The organism is Cupriavidus sp. AU9028, from assembly GCF_019795295.1.
Lineage (GTDB): Bacteria > Pseudomonadota > Gammaproteobacteria > Burkholderiales > Burkholderiaceae > Cupriavidus.
The window spans coordinates 257,139-276,142 of sequence record NZ_JAIMCG010000002.1 but is presented as its reverse complement, the minus strand read 5'-3'; the positions used below and the strand labels follow the sequence as shown (position 1 = coordinate 276,142).

Below are 19,004 nucleotides of genomic sequence, written 5' to 3'. Positions count from 1 at the left end.
CGCCATGCCAGAGGCGGTTCAACTGATCCTGCTCTACGTGCTGATCCCGGTCTGGCTGCTTGCCGGACTGGGTGACTGGGCCTGCCATCGGCGCGACCGCATCGAGCAGACGGTGGGTGTCAACGAGTCATGGCTGCACCTGCTGATGCTGGTCGAGGTCGGGGTGCCGATCCTGCTCGCGCTGTTCTTCGAGATCAGCACCCTGGTGCTCTGGCTGATGCTGGCGGCGCTGGTGTTGCATGCCCTCACGGCCTGGTGGGACGTGCATTACACCTTTGGCAAGCGCCGGATCGGTCCGACCGAGCAGCACATGCACGGGCTGCTGGAAGTGTTGCCGGCGACCGCCTTCTTTCTGGTCGCCGTGTCGCACCCGCAGGCGTTCCTGGCGATGGCCGATGCCGGCGCTGCCGACATGGGCTTGCGCTGGAAGACGGACGGTCCTAGCGGTGCCACCCGCGGGCTGCTGCTGGCCGCGATGATCGCCTTTGGCGTACTGCCATTCGTGGAGGAATTCGTGCGCTGCTGGCGCTGGCGGCAACGGCGCCGCCGGCAGGAGGCGCGCAGTGACGAAGCCCTCGAGCCGGGCCGCAAGGGCAGGACCGGGCCGCAACCCGGCAGACCCTGAACGGCAGCGGGGCCGGACCCACACCACCTCGGCGACACCACCTCGCCGACACCGCTGCGGCGACCGCGGCGCTAGCCGACTCGCCGCCAGCTGCGCACGACGAGATAGATGCCGTAGATGGCTGCCAGCGCGAACACGATGCCTACCAGCACGCCGCTGTCGCTGCCGCCCGACTGGGGCAGGCGCGGCAGCCAGCCCGGCGACCCCAGCCAGATCAACGCTTCATGGACCGCCGCTACCACCAGCAGCGTCAGCGCCAGCGCATCGAGCAGCCGCGCCCAGGGGGAGCGAGCGATGGGATCCTGCGCCGCCACGGCATCCTGATCGGTAGGAGGAAGGGAGTTGTCTTGGGTAGGTGTCATCTGCCAATTCCCGATTGACCGCACGGCAGCAGGCTAGCCGCCGCGCGCGGCGTGCCCTGTCGAACCATATTGGCGGTTGCCGATGCGGCGGTTCGCCGGTTGCTGGTCGCGCACAAGCTGTTCCAGCACGCGCAGCAATTCGGCGACTTCATGGTAATAACGCATCAGCAAGGGCCGGATCGAGGAGTCGCCCAGTTCCGAGCGCAGGATGGTGCCGCAGGTCGTCGCGGCGCGGGAAGCGCGTCGGGCCGCCAGCTGGATCGGCGTGTCCCCGGCGCGGTCCCGCACTGCCGCGGGCGGTTGGGTGGGGCGGCTCGTGCCGTGCGACGCTGGCGCTGTGCGCGCCGACAGCTCGAGCATCAGGCGCATGCGGTTCGACAGATCGGCGCTGGCATGGTGCTGCAATGCCGCCCGGTGCAGCAGCATGGCCCGCAGCTGCGGATCCGCGGCGCTGACCGACGCCGCTTCCAGCGCCTGGCCGCACAGCGCGGCCATGTCGACCAGCGCCGCCAGCTGCGCGGCAACGTCGGCGATTTCATCCGGCTCGGGCGAGCGCCGGACAGCAGGAGCGGGTGGGGCCCGGTAGGAGGACGGTGTCGAGGGAAGCGGAGGCATTTCTGCGTGAGGCTGAGCCGGCAAGCCGGCTGGCAATCGCGCCCGGCCTCGAAGCACCGGGGCGACAGAAACGAAGGGGCCGCCAACGCAGCCCCTTCGGGAAATCAAAAATTCTCGACCGGTGGTTCGCTCGCATCCGGATCGCCTGGCTTGCGCACCGAGGGCGGCTCGCCGTTTTCATCGGGAAGGTCGCGCCCCCGCGCGGGATCGGCACTGCGTTGCTTGTCGTTTTGGGAAGTGCCGTTCGGCTCATTGCCCTGGCCTGGCGTGCCGGAATTCGTACCGGTGGGACTCGTTTGCGATTCGGGCTTGGACTCCGTGGCCATCTCTGGATTCTCCGCGTGACTGGTTTGTTTCATCGATGCAGCAACTGTGCCAGCGTGGAGAAAGGCAAGGGAGCGTTGCCTTCCGCCCTGCCGGTCCCTGTCAAGGCCTGGCAATGGGACGCGGCGCTGCGCGACTTTTACACGGCTGTGCAGGCGCGGGGCCGTCCTCCCCCGTCATGCGGCAGCGTGTCGCAAGCTCTTTTCATAGTAGTGCGCGATACGCCCGAGCGCGAACTCGGCAGCGGATTCGCGCACACTGTTGCGATCGCCATGAAAGCGGACCGTCTCGGTGAATTCGAAGGTTTCCCCGCCCGCGCGGCGGAAGATCCAGGCGAAACACTGCGTGCCCGCGGGCGTCTTGTCGTCGCCGCGACCGTCGGCAAGCCCGGTGTTGCCGATGGCGAGGTTGGCCTGCGCGATCCGCATGACGCCGCGCGCCATCGCCAGCGACACCTCTTCGCTGGTCAATCCGTATCGTTTGATCGTCTCGCGGGGCACGCCCAGCACACCCTCCTTGATCGACGGCGCATAGGCGACCACGGCACAGCGCAAGCCGTCGCCACAGCCCGGGATGTCGGCGATACGCGCGGCGATCAGGCCGGCGGTGCAGGACTCCGCCGTCGCCAGTTGCAGGCCGTGACGCAGCAGAAATTGAGCGGCTTCCTTTGTCGTCTGCATGGGATGACTCGTGTTGAAGGATTGCCGCTGCTGACAGCAGCTTCCATGCCATCGGTTGTAGGAACTCGCCGGTCAGCAGCGGGAGAGCACCGCCTATAGAAGTCGCCTGTCCGGCCGTCCAGAATCGGGGTATGGATATTGCAAAGAGGGACGGCACCACGCCTTCCTCAACGAAGCGTGCCGCAGTCGCGGCGGGCGAGGGCGACCCCGCCCGCCAGGACCGGCACCCCACGCAAAAAGGAGAATCCATCATGGCGCAGCCGAATCATCCATCCGCGGACAGCGGCCGGCAACGCAGTGCGACTGGCGCTCCCTTCGCGGCGCCCGGCACCCGTACCGACCGCTCGGGCGACGAAGTGCAGAGCCGCAGCGCGGACCCGGGCCAAAGCAGCTACGGCGGCTTTCGCAATGAAGACCCGAGCTTCCAGCGCCAGGGTGACGCCTCGCGCCAGCAGCAGGGCAGCGGCGGCCAGCGCGCCTTCTATTCCGACGAGCGCATTCAGGACCGGGTTTGCGAACGCCTGTGGCGCGACGGGCTGGACGTCAGCGAAGTGTCCGTCGACGTGCACAACGGGCACGTGGTGCTCGAGGGTACGGTCGGCAGCCGGGAAGAGCGGCGCCGGATCGAGGAATGCGCGGACCAGTGCCCGGGCGTCACCGATATCGAGAACCGCATCAAGGTCAAGCAGGACCAGGCCGGCGCCGGCCGCTGATGCCCGCTGATGCCTTGACCGGTGGGCAGCGCTGACGCGACGGCCTGCCCACCGCGCAACGAAAACCACCTGAAGGCAGCACCGCAATACCAGAACGACATGCCGGCGCGGTGTACGACCGGCAGCCATCTCTTCCCCACAAACTGGAGAAACGCTATGAACAAATCCAATATCCCTACCGCGCAGCGTGCCGCAATCGGCCTGCTGCTGGACGATCACCGCAATGTCAAGAAGCTGTTCAAGGCCTTTGAGAGCGCCAAGGAGCAGTCCGAAAAGGAACAGATCGCGCAGCAGACGTGTCAGGAGCTGACCGTTCACACGCAGATCGAGGAGGAGATTTTCTATCCCGGCCTGCGCGGCGTGAATGACAAGATCGACAACATGTTGAACGAGGCCAAGGTCGAGCACCAGGTGGCGAAGGACCTGATTGCGGCGATCCGAGCCGGCCAGGAACCGGACATGCTGGAGGCGAACTTCACTGTCCTCTCGGAATACGTAAACCACCACGTCGAGGAAGAGGAGAACGAACTCTTCAAGATGGTGATGGACAAGGACATCGACCTGCGCGAAATGGCCACCAAGATGGCGGCTCGCAAGGAGGAACTGATGGGTGAGGCGGCCTGACAGCCGGGCTGCCCGCGTCATTGCCCTGCAAAAACGACGGCGCGGCACCGCACCGCACCGCACCCCTGCAGTACCACGCCCCGGCATTGCGCCGGGGCGTTTTTTTGTCTTCGGTGCGCCGGTCGACCCGTCAGACCTTGTGGTGAATCTGCCCTTCAGGCGGCTCGAGCGGCTGTCCCTTCCCCTCGGGATTGCGGGCCAGCGGCGGAGCGGTCGATTCCGGCGGCGGTTCCTCCGACTGCAGGTCGTTGTAGACGCCGAGCACGCCCGGGCCAATCGCTGCCGCCTTGGCGATGCGCTCCGCGACGCTTACCGTTTGCACGGTCCCCTGCAGCCGGATCCGCCGATCCTCGATCGTCAGCGTGATCCCCGCTGGAGGCGCGCCGCCGAACTCGTCGGCGACATGCTGTCGTGCCTGCGTCAGCAGGTCCTCGTCGGCGGGGGTGGCCGGCTGGTCGCCTTCGGCATGGCCTGGGCCTTGGTTGGGGCTATTGTCGGGGGAAGCGTTCATGGTTTACCAGTTGACTCCATTGGGGAACGGCAGGGGCCGCCGCGGGCGAGGCGGTCTGCGCCGGGGGGCGATGACGCGCCGCATAATGGGCGATGCCACTGCGCCAGGTCACGGTTCGCGTTGCCATGGACTGGCCCATTGACAGATGGCGCTGCAATTTCTCCAGCGACCGCTTGGCGAACGCGCGCAGGGCGGGGTCCTTGCCGATTTCCGCCTGCCGCTCGAACAGCGCCACCGCCTGGCGGTTGGCATCGACCGCGACCATCTGCACATACATTCGGTCGAAGTCCGGGCCCTTCAGCGTGCGCAGCCGAGATACCTCCGGCGCTTCCGGCAATCGCTTCTCCGGCTGCACGCCCTTGTCCGATGCGATGCTCGCCAGCTCGGCCGCCATCTCCTGGTGGTCCTCGGCGACCTTGCGCGCGTAGGCGAGCAGGGTCGGGTCCGCGGAAACCTCCAGCACCATGCCGGCCGTTTCGATCCCCATCGCCGAGGTCAGCACGGCCTCGTCGATGAAGCGCAGATCGTCCGTCGACAGCGTGGCGGCCGGAGGGCGGGACGCATCGGTGACAGGCGGCGAAATTCCGGGAGCGCGTTGCGCCTGGGCTTGCGTACGCTGCGCCTGCGCCTCGCCGGCATGCCAGGCAAGCGGCAGCGCCGCCAGCAGCCAGGCGGCCAGGAGCCGGGAAGCGGGATGACGAAGGCCGGTTGCGCTCGACATATCTACATCCGATGGTCATTTGTGCTACTGCAGGTTGTCCGGGCGGGACACGCTACTTGTGGTCGGGCTTGCCCTTGCGCGGGGTCGAGGCCATGTCCTGCAGCTCCTTCTCGCTCATCGACTTGACCATGGACTTCGACGCGCCCTTCAGTTCGCTTGCCTTCTTGTCACCACGCTTGGCCGACAACGCCGCGCCGGCGGCCATCTGCTGCGCTTTGGATTTCGCTGGCATGGTTCACCTCCATGTTCGGTGGCGGGCCGCGTCGGCCCGCGTGCCGGACAAAATGCAAACCTTGTGCCGAGAACAGCGAACGCTGTTTCGCTCCCCTGTTTCGCGCCGCGCTCCGCTTGGGCGAGGGGGCCCGGGGGAGAGGACTGCGCGCGTATCTCGCTCCCAATGCGCCCGATGCCGACAATTGCCAGCCGTGGAATAGAAAGGGGCCGACGTGCTCGCCGGCCCCAATTCACCACCATCGCGAGGTTGACTTATTGCGCGGGCTGGGCGGGCTGCGACACGTCCTCCAGTGCCTGGCCGGCACCGGCGCTATCCTCGGTCTTCACCGCCAGATCGCCGAGCGACACCATGCCGACCAACTGGTGATCCTTGTTGATGACGGGGATGCGCCGGATCTGGCTCGACGCCATTTTTTCGCGGACGCTGTCGATCGGATCCTCTTCATTGCACCACTGAACCTCGGCGGTCATCGCCTCGCTCACCTTGGTGCTGGCCGGGTCGGCACCCGATGCGGTGCAACGCACGGTGATGTCGCGGTCGGTGACCATCCCGATCAGCCGTTGACCGTCGCAGACCGGCAGCGCCCCCACATCGAGTTGACCCATCAGTTCCGCCGCGCGCTGGATGGTCTCATCCGACGTGACGAAGGCCGGTTGTGCGGTCATGACATCACGCAGCACACCGCCGCCTTGCTGGGTGCTGCCTTGTGTTTCCGTAGCCATGGTTTCCTCCTTGGAGTCGCGGTCGTGCGTGCAGGGGGCACGCTGCGGTATCGGCGCAAGATGCATTCCCGCGGCCGCCTCAAACCTACGATTCCTGGAAGGGCCCGAAAGCACCGGCCACCCAGCGTTGCCACACTCTTTCCTTCCTCTTCGTTGACCAGCCATGCGAACACAGTCATCAGGCACCACCGGGCAGTGCCCCGGCGATCTCACCCGCAGCCAGTGGCTTGCCGAGTTGCGCGCCACCGGCACGGCGTCGGCCGATGGGCTGCGGGACGCGAATCCCTGGCGGATCGCCTGCGAGCGGCAGGCGAATTCAATCGCCATCCCGGCTGCGGCGGCCTACTACGCCGCGCTGTGGCCGAAGATCAGGTTTCTGGCGGATTCGACGCGATGTCATCGCGGCGACCCGGCAGAGGGCGCGGCTCGCCAGGTGGCCGAGCTGTCCCAAACCGTCCTTGGGCTGCATGCGAAGATGGTGGAGGCGGAAGCCGAGGGAAGGGCTGGAGAACCAGAGCCGGCCCAGAGACTGTTACTCGCTTGCCAGCAACTGGACAACGCGCTGGACACCCTGCACGAACACCTCGAGGGGCATCTGAAGGGCCACGCCTGGCAGCCACGGATGAACGGGAAGGCGATCTCCCGTGCCGTGGGCAAGCTGCTTGTCGGGTTGGTGCTGATGCCGGGGGCCATCCTTGTCACGGTCCTGATCGCAGGCCAGAGCCTCGCATTGGTTCTCTCTGCGGTCGGGCTGATCGCCGATGCGGCGGTATCCCTGGTGGCCGAAGGCTTGCGCTGTCGCCGCGCCACGCGGCTGCCGGCGGCGCTCCATCTTTATCCCAGCCATCGGGATGCACTGCGCCGCTTTGCCCACGACACCAGGGAGGATGGCTCGACTGTCCTGAAGCGAGTTTCCGCCCCCGACCTGGCCCCAGCGGGCTCCCGTGCAGGGTGAGGGCGGGGCGGCGTATCAGCGCTGGCGCGTGCCGCCATCCAGTTCGCGCAGCAAGGTGCGGTGGAACAGCTCCGGTGCTTCTACCTGCGGCGAATGCCCCAGATCCGGGAACGCTACCAGGTTCGCTCGGGGGATCGCGGCCGCGGCCTGGCGCATCAGCACGGGGTAGTTGCCGAGCCTGGTGGCCAGTTCCGCCGGCGCGCGGTTCGCACCCGGCGCGGTCCGGTCCTTCTCGCCGATCAGCAGCAGCGTTGGCGCCGTGATATGCGGGAATTCATGCACGACGGGCTGGGTGAACAACATCTCCGCCGTCTGCGCCTGGTTCCATGCGACGATTTCGCGCCCGCTGCCGGCATACATGCCCGCCTGCATCGACACCCAGCGGTCGTACTCGGGGCGCCATTTGCCGTTGTAGTAGAAGCGCAGCTGGTACGCCTTGATGCTGTCGAAGGTGGTCTTCAGTTCGCCCTGATAGAGTTGATCGACGGTGGCGTAGGGCACGCCTGCTGCCTGCCAATCCTCCAGCCCGATCGGGTTGACGAGCACCAGTTGTTCCACCATGTTCGGGTACTGCAGCGCGAAGCGGGCCGCCAGCATGCCGCCCATCGAATGACCGATCACGGTCGCCCGCTGAATGCCGCGCGATTGCAACAGCGCCTGGGTATTCGCAGCCAGTTGCGGGAAGCTGAACTGGTAGCCGCGCGGTTTGGTGGACGCGCAGAAGCCGATCTGGTCTGGCGCAATGACGCGATAGCCGGCGGACGACAGGGTCTCGATGGTCTGCTCCCAGGTCGCGCCGCAGAAGTTCTTCCCATGCAGCAGGACCGCGGTGCGGCCGTTGGCTTTGCCCTTCGGTGCCACATCCATGAATGCCATCGACATCGGCTGCTGTTGCGAGGTGAACTCGAAGCGCTGGACCGGGTGCGGATAGCGGAAGCCTTCCAGTTGCGGGCCGTAGGTCGTGCCGGGCGTCGCGGAAGTGGCCGCCGGCGCAGCGGGGGCCGCCAGAGCGGGGCCGGCGAGCAGCATGGAGAGAGCCAGCGAGGGAAGCGGCGCCAGGCGAGGGAGCGAGGTCTTCATCGAATCACCATTGTGATGGAGTGGTTTGGCGGGAGAGGGCAGACCGGACCACCGGTCCGGAGGCCGGAAAATGTGACCGAAGCGCAACTAAAAAGTTCGGGGAAACCGCAGGCCAGCTCGCTTCCCCGCGCCGGTTGACAAAATTACAAGCGATGTAGGGCCGGCCGCGCCCGCGGCTCTGGCGCGAACGTGCGCAGGCGCTGCGGCGTGCAGGTCATCCGGCGGTACGGTTCTTGCCGCACACGCAGGCGGGCCCTGTTTGCCGTGTGCGGGCAGAAGCAGGGCGAGGGCAGCTGCCACCGACGCTCGCACGCAACCCATGACAGGAGACGACGATGCGCAACGACTATGACTCCCGTGGCCGCCGCATGCAATCGGGATGGCCTGGTTACGATGACCGCGATGACGGCTGGAGTGACAACCGCTCGGAACGCTGGGCGCAGGAAGACTGGCAGGGGGAGTCCGACGACAACGTCTGGACGAGGGCGCGACGGGCGGTTGGCCTGGCGCCCGGGCAACTGAGCGAGGGCGGCCCGCCGCGGGGCGGGCTCGGCGACCGCGACGACAGCTGGCTCGATGCCGGATATCACGGCGACCGCAACGATCCGCGCGATCACGGCGATTACGGCGGTCACTACGGCAGCAGTTATGAGAGCGACCATGAGAGCGTCCAGCGGGGACGCGGTTATGGCGAAGGCCGCTACGGAGAGGACAGCCGGCAGGGCACCAGTGCGGGATATGGCCAGGCCTATGGCCGCCCGTATGGACGCGAGGGCGACTGGCTTGCCGGCGAGCGGCACAGCGGTCAGCAGCGCGGTGGGCAGCACGATTGGCAGCGCGGCCGCAGCCAGTCGTCGGGCCGTTACGGCGAGGACCTGACCGGCGCCTACGGCCGCGTGGCCGCGACCCGCGCGCGCGATCCGGGGGGATACGAATCGTGGTCGCACGAGGACGACCGCACCGGTGGCCAGCGTTATGGCGGCGGCCGCTTCTCGCGCCAGTCCGAAAGCAGCCTCGAGCGCGCCTACGCCAGCCGGATGCGCGGGTACGGGGCCGGCGGCGAAGGTTACCGTGACTGGGGGGATGAGAGTCAGCGTGGCTTCGAAGGCCACCGCGCGGGAGGCCTATCCGAGGAAGGCAATTTTCTTGGCGGGCGGAGCCGTCACGCAGATCGCCCGCAGGCCTGGGCGGGCTCCGGGTACGGCGCGGGCGGCCAGAATCGACCCTACGGCAGAGAGTACGGCAGTGGGTACGGCGCCCGGCATGTCGATGACCGTTCGTATGGAGAGCGCGGCCGGCACGAAGAGCACGGCATGCTGTATGAACTTGGCCACCGGATCGGCGAGGCGGTCGGCGGTCTGTTCGGCCAGGAACCGGATCGGCGCCGGGTTGGCCCGAAGGGCTACCAGCGCAGCGACGAACGGATCCACGAGGCCGTCTGTGAACGTCTTGCCTATGCCGACGGGCTGGACCTGAGCGATGTGACCGTGCAGGTCAACGGCGGCGTGGTCAAGCTGACAGGTTCCGTACGCAGCCGCAGCGAGAAGTTCGATATCGAGGACATCGCCGACAACGTCTATGGCGTTACCGATGTCGACAACGAGATCCGCGTGCGCAGCAGGGACGTCTCGTCGCCTGAGAAAATGACGGACCTGAAGAACTGGACGCCGGACTGATGCGTCGGGCGGCAAGCGCCGCCTGCATCGCCAAGCAAAAGCGCCGGAAACCTTCCGGCGCTTTTTTGTGTGCCGGGAAGCACATTCCAGTCACTGTGTCAGACTGTAACCGATGGTGTCCGAATGTGTATGGCAGCGATACTCGCCATATCCAGAAGGAGGGCACCATGTCCACCACCAACGGGTTGATTTCCACCAGTCCATCGCAGGGCAGCCCGACGGCCATGGCATTCGATGCGGCCGTGACCGCCGCACCGCTGCCGGCGCCGGAGACGACAACCGGTTTCTCACCCGGCCTGTCGGCCGCGTCCGCGGTGGCGACGGACGGCGAGGCACTGCGCCAGCCGTCGACCTGGTGGCACGCCGGCGTCTACTGCAGTGCGCCTGCGGTCTTCCTGTGGATCGTCGCGCATTTGCCGGCGGAGATGGTGCAGCACCTGTTCCGCGGCCATGCCATGCCGGTGGTGCTCAACCAGCTCGGCGACGTGCTGTTCGTCTGCGGCTGGGCCATCAGCGGCATCCTGCTATGGGGAACCCGGCGCCGCTTGCGCGGCTGAAGGCAGGCAGCGACGCCCGGCCGTAACCGGGCGCGCCAGGGGCCGCTGTCAGGCCGCGCTGTCCGGCGCATCCTGCCGCCGGATCACCCGAATGCGGACCACGCCGGGATGGCTGCGCAGCGCCTGCTCCAGTTCCGCCGAGGGCGGCTTGTCGATATCGGTCACCACGTAGCCCGTGTCGTTGCGCGTTTGCAGATGCTGGCCCGTGATGTTGATGCCCTCGCGCGCCAGCAGCGTATTGAGCGCGGCGAGCGCCCCCGGCGCATTGCTGTGGACATTGAGCAGGCGCGCGGGCGATTGCAGGGGACCCGGATCGACTTCCGGAAAATTGACCGCACCGATGGTCGAGCCGGTCGCATGGAAATTGGCCAGCTTGGCGGCGACCTCGATGCCGATATTTTCCTGCGCTTCTTCCGTGCTGCCGCCGATATGCGGGGTCAGCAGTACGTTGGGCAGATTCTGCAGCTCGCTGACGAACGGGTCGTTGTTGGTCTTCGGCTCGGTCGGAAACACGTCGATCGCGGCGCCGCCAATCTGACCGCTGCGCAGCGCCTGCGCCAGCGCAGCAATATCGACCACGGTGCCGCGCGACGCATTGATCAGCATGGCGCCGCGCTTGCAGGCGGCCAATATCTCCGCGTCGATCATATAGCGGGTTCTTGAAGTGGCCGGCACGTGAAGCGTGATCACATCCGCGTGCGCCACGGCATCCACCAGCGCGCCTTCGGCACGCGCCGAGCCGAGCGACAGTTTCGGCTGGATGTCGTAATACACCACCCGCATCCCCATCGCTTCGGCCAGCACGCCGACCTGCGAGCCGATGTTGCCGTAGCCGACGATGGCAAGAGTCTTGCCGCGCGCTTCCACCGCGCCGGCCGCGCCCTTGGCCCACTTGCCGGTATGGGCGAGCATGTTCTTCTCCGGGATCCGGCGCAGCAGCATGACGGCTTCGGACACCACCAGTTCGGCCACCGAGCGCGTATTCGAGAACGGCGCGTTGAACACCGGCATGCCGGCCGCGGTGGCCGCCTGCAAGTCCACCTGGGAGGTGCCGATGCAGAAGCAGCCGATCGAGGTCAGCCGGGGAGTGCTGCGGATGTCGTCCGCGGTCAGATGCGTGGCGGAGCGGATGCCAATGAGATCGTGGCTGGCTAGCACGTCACGCAGTGGCGCACCGGTCAGCGCGCCGCTGCGCCGCTCGACCTCGAGGCCGGCTTCGTGCAGCCGCGAGGTCGCGCTTTCGTGAATATTTTCCAGCAGCATGACGCTGGTCATTGCAGTTTCCTCGTGTTCGCGCGTTGCCGGTCAGGCTTGCCGCGCGTGGCGAATCGATTGTCGGGTGGCCCGGCACGAAGCCGGTCCCGACAGAAAAGCGGAGCAACTGCCGTGCCGCCGTGCGGCGTCGCGCAGCGCTCGCCCGTGCGCACCGGGCAAGGTGCGTCTCAAGGGCCCCTCACGGCACAAGAATCGAGCATACCGCTGCAATGGGGAACTTGCCCGCAATGCCCTACTGCCGAAGGGGCGTCTGTCAATGCGGGCATGGGCCAACGCGGTCGGGGATGCAAAGGCAGGCTGGGCACACGGCTTGCTCTGTGGGCAGTCCTGTAACGAAAGTGAAAAATTGGCGCGGCCGCGGCCCGCCATCATCTGCAGCAATGCGAGTGAAGGCCAGTATCGACAGCTTCGGGGTACAAGCGACAACGACGTCCAGCGGCCCTGGAGTGCTTGAAGCGAATGCACTGGCACGGTTGCCGGTGATGTCTCCCGAATTGCCAGCCTTGTTCTGCGCGCGCGACCTGCCGGTGCCGATGTACCGGCTGGTGACCGGAGGCGAGCACGCGCGCGGATTCGTGGAGGGACGCGTGCGGCTATCGACCTTGTCGGCGTGCCGAAGCGAGGGACGGGAGCCCCGGCGCGATCCTGGCGAAGGATCGATCGTGCTCAGGCGACCGCTGGGCATCGGCAGCGACCCTGCAGGGAGAGAACGAAGTGCGCCCAGCGCAGGCGGTGGGCAGAGGGCGGCAGCCGGATGGGACGGGCGCGCCGGGCAGGGCGGGTTTGAACGCCGGTTCGACGGCGGCGGGATGGACGAGGTTCGCGGCGGGCATGGTCACCACCACCCGGCACACGGGGCCGCGCACCGGCGCATCGAGGACGCCTTCCTGCTGTCGTTGACCGTGGTGCCGCCGTCCGACGAGATGGCCCGGACCTTCGGCCGGTACTGCATCGAGATCCGTTACCCGAACGACCTGTTCGTTGCGCTCACCGAAGCGCTCGCGCGCCATTACACGCTGCAGCGGGCTCTGTTCTCGCGGGTCAACTATTGCGGCCGCGAGTTCTGGTCCGAGCATCGCGTGCCGGGGCATATTGCCTTTCTCAAGCCGCAGGACGGCTACGCCGGGCAGCAGGAAGCGCGCATGCTTTGGGAGTTGCCGCGCCCGGGTCGCTTGCGGCCGCAGGTGCTGCAGGTGCCGGACGTGGCGTCGATCTGCCGCTTCTACAGAATCTGAGCGGCCGGCGGCTGCGATGGGTCAGCAGCGCCGGCTCACCCAGGCGCCATGCCGCACTCGCGTGCGCGGCGCCTGCAGGGTCAGCCGTGCTTCCGTCGGTTCACGCGAGGGCAGTACCGGCGCGGTGGCGATCGCGGAGACCACTGAAGCGTCCGGCTGCGGCAGGCCGGCATCTTCCAGCTGGATCGTGTCTCGCTCGAGGTGCTGCAGGCGAGCGCTGTGCTCCTGCAGCGGGGCCTGCATGCGCTTGAGCAGCGCGGACAGCGCCACGCGTTCCTCGGCCGTGAAGCTGCTCAGCGATACCGAATGCAGCGCCCGGATGGACTGCGCCACCCGATGCAGCCGCCCATGGCGTTCGGGCGGGATCACCGGCGTCGCATGGAAGGCGGCGTGAGGGTTGGCGTCGAACACGATCCAGCCGTCCCGATGCAGTTCGGCCAGCAGGTGCTCGGCCATGTCGGGATCGATGCGGACGGCGCCCGCGAAGGGCTGGCCGCGGACATAGTCTCGCTGGATCATGCCCTGCAGCAGCACCCACTTCGGATAACTGAGACCTGCCTTCTGCAGGGTAATGTCCAGTGCATGCTGCCACGCCTTGACGGCCTCAACGAGCGCCTGAATGGTGGGTTCGTTGCCCTCAAGCTTTTGCAGCGTCATGCGCGGTCTCCGGAAGAATTTTTGGAAGCGCTACCGTACCGGAAAACCTTTACGGTTCGGTAACAGCTAGGGGTAATCAAGTAGGAGAGCGAGGCGTTTTCTCGGTCTTTTTTCGCCGTCTGCTTCACCTCTGTAACAGGGATGGATTCAGGGCTGGATTCGTGCTGTCGGATTCTGGCAAAATACTGTATAAATGTACAGTACACGTCAGCCAAGTCTCCGTTACCCAAGACGCCACCCATCCGCCACCCATCCGCCGTCCAATTCGCCGTACTGAAGGCGGCGTTTCCAGCTCATGACCATGTCTTCCCCTGTCTCTGCGCTGCCATCCGGGCTCCCGATGCCCGAGGCCGCGTCGCGCGCGCGTCGCGAGCGGGACAGCGCCCTGGCTGAACTGGAGCAACGCCATCCCGGACTATGGCGTGCGGGCCAATTGGGACGCACCGCCACCGTGCCGGTGTGGTCCACCGGCCATGCGGCGCTGGATGCCGAGTTACCCGGAGGAGGGTGGCCCCTGGGCGCTGTCACCGAACTGCTGCATGCCGACTGCGGCATCGGCGAGCTGCGCCTGGTGCGTCCCACCTTGCAATCCCTGACTGCGGCGGGACGGCGCGTGGCGATGATCGGGCCGCCCTGTCCGCCCAATGCCATCGCATTGACGGCATGGGGACTGCCGCCGCATCTGCTCTACTGGATCCGTACTGACCAGCAGAAGGCGCAGCGTCCTGCGCGGCCCGCCGCCAGGCGCGCGCATGGCAACCGTGCCGCGGCGCGCCTGGACGCCCCGGATGCCGATATGGTGTGGGCCGCCGAGCAGGTGCTGCGCAGCCAGGCGTTCGGCGCCGTACTGGTGTGGCTGCCTTCGGCCCGGCCCGAAGCGGTCCGTCGTCTGCAGGTACTGGCACAGGCCAGCGAGAGCGTAGTCTGGCTTTGGCGGCCCGCCACCGCCTTGCGCGAATCGTCCCCCGCGGTATTGCGCCTGCTGCTCGCACCCCAGCCGGGCAATGCGCTCTCGATCGTGTTCCACAAGCGGCGCGGGCCGGTGCGCGATACGCCGCTGCTCCTGACCCTGGACGCGATGCCCGCGGTGCCTTCCGGCCGCTCGCTGCCGGCGCAACCGCATCGCGATGCGCGGCCCCATCCTGAAACCGAAGCAAGGTCCGATCATGCCGTTCTGGATCGCGGTGCATTTGCCGCGCCTGCCACTGGACGCGCTGCAACCCAGCTGGCCTGAGGCGCCCGCGCTGGCCGGTGCGCGGGCGCGGATGCCGATGGTGGTGCTGGAGCAGGAGCGGGTCGTGCTGGCCAATCGTCCCGCCATGGCGCTGGGCGTGCGCGCCGGCATGCGGCGCGGCGGCGTGCAGGCCTTGTCGGCCGAGATCGTGCATTTCGAGCGGGACACCGCCGCCGAGGCGCGCCTGATGACGTCGGTCGCGCTCGCACTGCTGCGCTTCACGCCCAACGTGGTGCTGGACGGCAATGGCGAGGCCAATGGATTGGGACCGGCTACCGTCGCGCTCGATGTCACCGCCAGCCTGCGGCTGTTTGGCGGCTATCGCGCGCTGTGCCGGGCGGTGAAGTCCTGCGTGCGCAGCCTCGGCGCCTGGGCGCAGATCGGTTGCGGCACCACTGCCCACGGCGCCGCCTGGCTCGCTGCCATGCCCCTGCATCAGGACCGGCGCGGCCGCGTGCATCGGCCCCGGCGCCGGGCGATCCGTCAAGCCGGCATGGCCCGTCTGCTCGACGGTCTGCCGGTCGATATGCTCGATGGACTGGCCGATCCGATGTGGCTCGACGGCATCGGTTGCCGTACCGTCGGACAGGTACGGCGGTTGCCGCGGGCGGGGCTGAAGCGACGGCTCGGCACCGGGCTGCTGGAACGGCTGGACCAGGCCTATGGCGACACTCCGGTCCGCTTCGACTGGTATGTCGCGCCGCCATCCTTCCTGCAGCGAATGGAACTGCCCGGCCGCACCGAATCGGCCGACGGGGTGCTGTCCGGTGCGCAGCGGCTGCTGCAGGCGCTCGCCGGCTGGCTGACTGCCCATCAGGCCGGCGTGACGCGCTTCGTGCTGCGCCTGGAGCACGAGCGGCAGCGGCGCGATGCGGCCATCGCCGCCAGCCCGGTGACAGTGAGCCTGGCCGAGCCCAGCCGCGATCCCGACCATCTGTCGCGGCTGCTGAAGGAGAAGCTGGACCGGCATCCCTTCGATGCGCCGGTGGTGGGCCTGGCGCTGGAGGTCGAGGCACTCGACGAGTGCCTGCCGCAGAGCGAATCGCTGTTTCCCGAACCCGGAGGGGGACAGGCCGAACTGGCGCGCGTGCTCGATACCCTCGCGGCAAGGCTCGGCCGAGAGCAGGTGCTGCAACCGGACCCCGCAGCCGATCATCGTCCCGAACGGGCCAATCGATGGCGCCCCGTTGACGCCGCCGAGCGGCGCGCCCGCCGCAACATTCCCATGCCGGCGGGCCTGGCGCCAGAGCGGCCGGTCTGGCTGCTGGATCCCCCCTTGCGTTTGCCGGTGCGGCAGCACCGTCCCTGCCACGGCACGCCACTGAGCCTGCTGTCGCGGCCCGAACGGATCGAAAGCGGGTGGTGGGATGGAGGACTGGCAACCCGCGATTACTTCATCGCGGAACGCGCCGACGGTCTGCGCTGCTGGGTCTACCGGGAGCGCCCGGGCGCGGATGGCGAGGACGAGGGCGAGTACCGGTGGTTCCTGCACGGGCTGTTTGCCTGAGGCGAGCGCAAGGGAACACGTCCGCGCCGGTACGGGCTGCCTTGTGACTGCGGGATGACTGCGGGTTGCCGCCTGGACCGAAGCCGAAGGATTCGTCCATTTCGGGAAGGCAGATCCGCAACCTTCCGGCAGATTGGCTGTTTTTTCGAGGCGCTTGCCCTCGGCTGTCCCCTCGAGCCAATCCGCCATGCCACGCTATACGCTGATGACAACGGCGCCCGCCGCCCTGTCCCGAACCGATTCGTCCGCCGCCGACATCCCGGCCGGGGAACTCGGTGCCTTTCAATTCCGCGGGGGAAAAGTCCGTCTGCACCTCATGCACGATGGCCGCACCGTCGTTGCGACAAAAAAGATCCGCACCTGCAGCCTGCTGGCCACGCTGCGCACCTGGTTTAGCCTCGAAGGCGGACGGCGCTGGACGCTGCGATCGTCCGACGCAGCGGATGTTCTGTCCCAGGTCCGGATACAGCGCCTGTTGCAATCGAGACCGGCGGAGGCCGCACAGCGCTCCAATCTCGATACGTTGCCGGCGCTTGCCCTGGACCGGATAGCGGCCGAGCTGGATGCCGATACTTGCCATGCGCTGTTCGTCACCTGCCGCGCGCTATGGGCTCGACTACGCCCGCATCGGGAGTGGTTGGGGCTCTGCGAGGAGACCAGGCGCATCGTCTCTTCCTCCGCCTGGTTCGAGATGCTGGAGGTTGCCAAAGGAAACGGCAAGCGGGCCGGCTGTGTGCAAAGCAAGCCACGGCTGCTGGAATTGCTTGCCCGGCAGATCGTCATGCTGCCCGTCGCGCACCGGCAAGCCGCATGCAAGGCGCTGCTGGACGCGCTGACTGGCATCGAGCCCCCCAGCCTGACCGCTCCGGCCGTAGCCCAGGTCGCTTCGGCGGCGTTTTTCCGCGAGTACGACGCAGTCGAGGCGGAACTGGGCAAGGCGGTCGTGGCGGCACTGGCATTGTCTCCCCACGACGACTTCCACTACCGGCAACAGGCGTTCTATGCCGCGCGGCTGTGCCGTGCGGGGTCTGACGGCCTGGCAGCCTACCTGCTCGAGCATTCCCCGCCGTTGTCGAAAGCCGGGGAGTGGCAGCCGCCCGATCGCGGCGATGCCTTGCGTACCTATCTGGCCCTGCGCTACGGCACTTTCGCTGGCAATCCCGCGGGGCGGCAATGGCCCGACGCCGTTGCCGAGGCGCTATGCCTGGACGATCCATCGCTGCGTGCCGAGGCGTTGCTGCGCCTGGCGCCTTTCGGGCAGGGAGAGATCGACGACACCACTCGCGCGCTGGCGGAGGGGCTCATCGCAGTGCGTGATCGCGGGCCAGTGCGGCTTTGGCTCGGGGTGGCGCTGACGGGCAACGGGGTGTACACGGCGCTGATACAGCAATGGCAGGATCTGGACGACCTGTCATTGCCGTCCAGTATCGCATTGCACGGCAGGTGCCGCCTCTCGCTGTTGCCCAATGCGCCTTCCGAACGCTGGCAAACGGACTTTGACGACTGGTTCGAGCGCTTTGCCACGGAGAGGCTACCCGCCAAGGTGCGTGCGCGGGCAATGGTCGCCATGGCGGACGGACTGAGAAGCTGGACGCGTCATCCTGCGCTCCTCTACCTTTGGGACCGGCTGTTCGGCGTTGACCGTACCGGCCTGTCGCCGTCCCAGTCCGCTGAGGTACTCACCGCTCTTGCCCAGGCGCTTCATGAGGCTTGCCGAGCCTCAGCCGCGCACCGCGATCCGCTCAGGGCGGAAAACCAGCGCATCTGCCTGCTACTGGACGCCGCAGCCAACCTTCCCGCAGGTGACCATGTTGACAACCTGTGCCGCACAATCGGAAGAATGCTGCCGGCGACGTGCGACGATGCCGTTTTCGCCGCAGCGGGGCGGCTCGGTTTCGAGCGCCAGGGGTTCTTCCTGATCGGCGCCTGGGGCCAATACCCGCTAAAGGCGCAGACGGTGCGGCAAACCGCAGCGCTGCTCGGCGCGGCAGCGTTGTCCGGCACGGTGCGCAAGCCGTTGCTGCGCGCCATGTCGCAATCCGGCGACCGCCTGGGAAGGATAGCGACGCCAAGCGATCTACACGCGCTTGCCGTCTCGCTTGTGGCGATAGTCGAGGGGACAGTGACCGGGAGGGACGAGCAAATCTCGCTCTTCCGGGTTGCCTACAGGGCGGCGGGCGGACTGGAAGGGAGGCATGAAATAGCGCCCGCAGGTTCCGCTGCCTGCGTTGGCCTCTTCCAGCGTGTCATGCGCGGCGCGGTTGCGGGCGCACGGACGATTGCCCGGGCGACAGAGCGGGGCGCTGCGCTGACCAGCATGGGAAAGCAGCTGTACGACCTCGATTTTGGCGCGCGACTTGTGCTCGACGCCGTCTCCCGCCTGCCCACGCCAGTGCGGTCGCGGGTGCTGGCGGCACTGACGAAGTGGAATACGCCAGATCCGGTCCTGCGCCGAGGGGACCGGATCTCGACCCTGGCATTGCGCCTGCGGCTGTGGTCGATGCTGAGGGAATTGCCAGATCACGGCGGTGCCGGCACGCTTGACTACGTCGCGAACTGGTTCAAGCCGGACGTCCGGCCCTCCGTGCTGGGCGGACGGCTCTTCTGGAACATCGCGCGGCGGCAGCACCTGGCAGCGGTGGCGGAAGGTAAAGAACGGAAGGAAGGGAGCGCAAGTCGTCAAGGTTGACAGTCCG

Annotated in this window: 21 protein-coding genes; 10 read left to right on the top strand and 11 right to left on the bottom strand. The window is 67.3% G+C overall.

From position 1 onward, the window contains the following. The first annotated feature begins 4 nt into the window (after positions 1–4). A complete protein-coding gene (locus K6V06_RS03560; protein WP_222240194.1) occupies positions 5–625 on the top strand; it encodes a diguanylate cyclase in 621 nt (206 codons plus the stop codon). Between the two features lie 71 nt (positions 626–696). Here the strand turns inward: K6V06_RS03560 and K6V06_RS03555 are convergent, their stop codons facing one another. From K6V06_RS03555 to K6V06_RS03540, 4 genes are all read right to left on the bottom strand, one after another. Further along, on the bottom strand, positions 697–987 hold the full coding sequence (locus K6V06_RS03555) for a hypothetical protein (RefSeq protein WP_222240193.1): 291 nt from the start codon (positions 985–987) through the stop codon (positions 697–699). Between the two features lie 33 nt (positions 988–1,020). Beyond that, positions 1,021–1,602 (bottom strand): hypothetical protein, encoded by a 582-nt coding sequence (locus K6V06_RS03550; RefSeq protein ID WP_222240192.1) that lies wholly within the window; start codon positions 1,600–1,602, stop codon positions 1,021–1,023. A gap of 104 nt (positions 1,603–1,706) precedes the next feature. Then, on the bottom strand, positions 1,707–1,961 hold the full coding sequence (locus K6V06_RS03545; protein ID WP_222240191.1) for a hypothetical protein: 255 nt from the start codon (positions 1,959–1,961) through the stop codon (positions 1,707–1,709). A gap of 141 nt (positions 1,962–2,102) precedes the next feature. Further along, positions 2,103–2,606 (bottom strand): CinA family protein, encoded by a 504-nt coding sequence (locus K6V06_RS03540; RefSeq protein WP_222240190.1) that lies wholly within the window; start codon positions 2,604–2,606, stop codon positions 2,103–2,105. Positions 2,607–2,857: 251 nt separating this feature from the next. On the opposite strand from K6V06_RS03540, the gene K6V06_RS03535 reads away from it, so the two are divergent. Beyond that, a complete protein-coding gene (locus K6V06_RS03535; RefSeq protein ID WP_255581562.1) occupies positions 2,858–3,319 on the top strand; it encodes a BON domain-containing protein in 462 nt (153 codons plus the stop codon). Between the two features lie 156 nt (positions 3,320–3,475). Beyond that, positions 3,476–3,943 carry a hemerythrin domain-containing protein gene (locus K6V06_RS03530; RefSeq protein WP_222240188.1) on the top strand — a complete coding sequence of 156 codons (468 nt, stop codon included), beginning with the start codon at positions 3,476–3,478 and terminating at the stop codon, positions 3,941–3,943. Positions 3,944–4,073: 130 nt separating this feature from the next. Here K6V06_RS03530 and K6V06_RS03525 read toward each other — a convergent pair whose 3' ends face one another. The 4 genes from K6V06_RS03525 to K6V06_RS03510 form a co-directional block, all read right to left on the bottom strand. Next, entirely contained in the window at positions 4,074–4,454 is a 381-nt protein-coding gene (locus tag K6V06_RS03525) for a BON domain-containing protein (RefSeq protein ID WP_222240187.1), read from the bottom strand. Then, complete coding sequence (locus K6V06_RS03520; RefSeq protein WP_222240186.1) at positions 4,432–5,175, bottom strand: DUF4142 domain-containing protein; 744 nt, start codon at positions 5,173–5,175, stop codon at positions 4,432–4,434. The genes K6V06_RS03525 and K6V06_RS03520 overlap by 23 nt, the downstream gene beginning before the upstream one ends. Positions 5,176–5,227: 52 nt before the next feature. Further along, positions 5,228–5,407, bottom strand: a complete 180-nt coding sequence (locus K6V06_RS03515) for a DUF3008 family protein (RefSeq protein ID WP_222240185.1) — start codon at positions 5,405–5,407, stop codon at positions 5,228–5,230. 254 nt (positions 5,408–5,661) lie between these two features. Then, positions 5,662–6,132, bottom strand: coding sequence for a CBS domain-containing protein (locus tag K6V06_RS03510; protein ID WP_222240184.1), 471 nt, complete (start codon positions 6,130–6,132; stop codon positions 5,662–5,664). Between the two features lie 163 nt (positions 6,133–6,295). Between K6V06_RS03510 and K6V06_RS03505 the strand changes: the two genes are divergently transcribed. Beyond that, positions 6,296–7,087 (top strand): hypothetical protein, encoded by a 792-nt coding sequence (locus K6V06_RS03505; RefSeq protein WP_222240183.1) that lies wholly within the window; start codon positions 6,296–6,298, stop codon positions 7,085–7,087. 15 nt (positions 7,088–7,102) lie between these two features. Here K6V06_RS03505 and K6V06_RS03500 read toward each other — a convergent pair whose 3' ends face one another. Beyond that, on the bottom strand, positions 7,103–8,167 hold the full coding sequence (locus tag K6V06_RS03500) for an alpha/beta fold hydrolase (RefSeq protein WP_255581561.1): 1,065 nt from the start codon (positions 8,165–8,167) through the stop codon (positions 7,103–7,105). 335 nt (positions 8,168–8,502) lie between these two features. Here K6V06_RS03500 and K6V06_RS20610 point away from each other — a divergent pair, with 335 nt between their 5' ends. Further along, positions 8,503–9,843: a BON domain-containing protein gene (locus tag K6V06_RS20610; protein WP_255581559.1), complete on the top strand. Its 1,341-nt coding sequence runs from the start codon at positions 8,503–8,505 to the stop codon at positions 9,841–9,843. 167 nt (positions 9,844–10,010) lie between these two features. After that, positions 10,011–10,400, top strand: a complete 390-nt coding sequence (locus tag K6V06_RS03490) for a hypothetical protein (protein WP_222240182.1) — start codon at positions 10,011–10,013, stop codon at positions 10,398–10,400. 48 nt (positions 10,401–10,448) lie between these two features. Here the strand turns inward: K6V06_RS03490 and serA are convergent, their stop codons facing one another. Further along, positions 10,449–11,675: a phosphoglycerate dehydrogenase gene (gene serA, locus K6V06_RS03485; protein WP_222240181.1), complete on the bottom strand. Its 1,227-nt coding sequence runs from the start codon at positions 11,673–11,675 to the stop codon at positions 10,449–10,451. A 386-nt stretch (positions 11,676–12,061) separates the two neighbouring features. Here serA and K6V06_RS03480 point away from each other — a divergent pair, with 386 nt between their 5' ends. Then, positions 12,062–12,910, top strand: a complete 849-nt coding sequence (locus K6V06_RS03480) for a hypothetical protein (protein ID WP_222240180.1) — start codon at positions 12,062–12,064, stop codon at positions 12,908–12,910. A gap of 21 nt (positions 12,911–12,931) precedes the next feature. Here K6V06_RS03480 and K6V06_RS03475 read toward each other — a convergent pair whose 3' ends face one another. Continuing rightward, positions 12,932–13,567, bottom strand: a complete 636-nt coding sequence (locus K6V06_RS03475; RefSeq protein ID WP_222240179.1) for a MarR family transcriptional regulator — start codon at positions 13,565–13,567, stop codon at positions 12,932–12,934. Between the two features lie 295 nt (positions 13,568–13,862). On the opposite strand from K6V06_RS03475, the gene imuA reads away from it, so the two are divergent. From imuA to K6V06_RS03460, 3 genes are all read left to right on the top strand, one after another. Next, complete coding sequence (imuA, locus tag K6V06_RS03470) at positions 13,863–14,801, top strand: translesion DNA synthesis-associated protein ImuA (RefSeq protein ID WP_222240178.1); 939 nt, start codon at positions 13,863–13,865, stop codon at positions 14,799–14,801. Beyond that, positions 14,734–16,308, top strand: coding sequence for a DNA polymerase Y family protein (locus tag K6V06_RS03465; protein ID WP_222240177.1), 1,575 nt, complete (start codon positions 14,734–14,736; stop codon positions 16,306–16,308). The genes imuA and K6V06_RS03465 overlap by 68 nt, the downstream gene beginning before the upstream one ends. Positions 16,309–16,495: 187 nt before the next feature. Next, the gene (locus K6V06_RS03460; protein ID WP_222240176.1) at positions 16,496–18,997 is read left to right on the top strand and encodes a hypothetical protein; all 2,502 of its coding nucleotides are present in this window, start codon (positions 16,496–16,498) and stop codon (positions 18,995–18,997) included. The last annotated feature ends 7 nt before the right edge of the window (positions 18,998–19,004 follow it).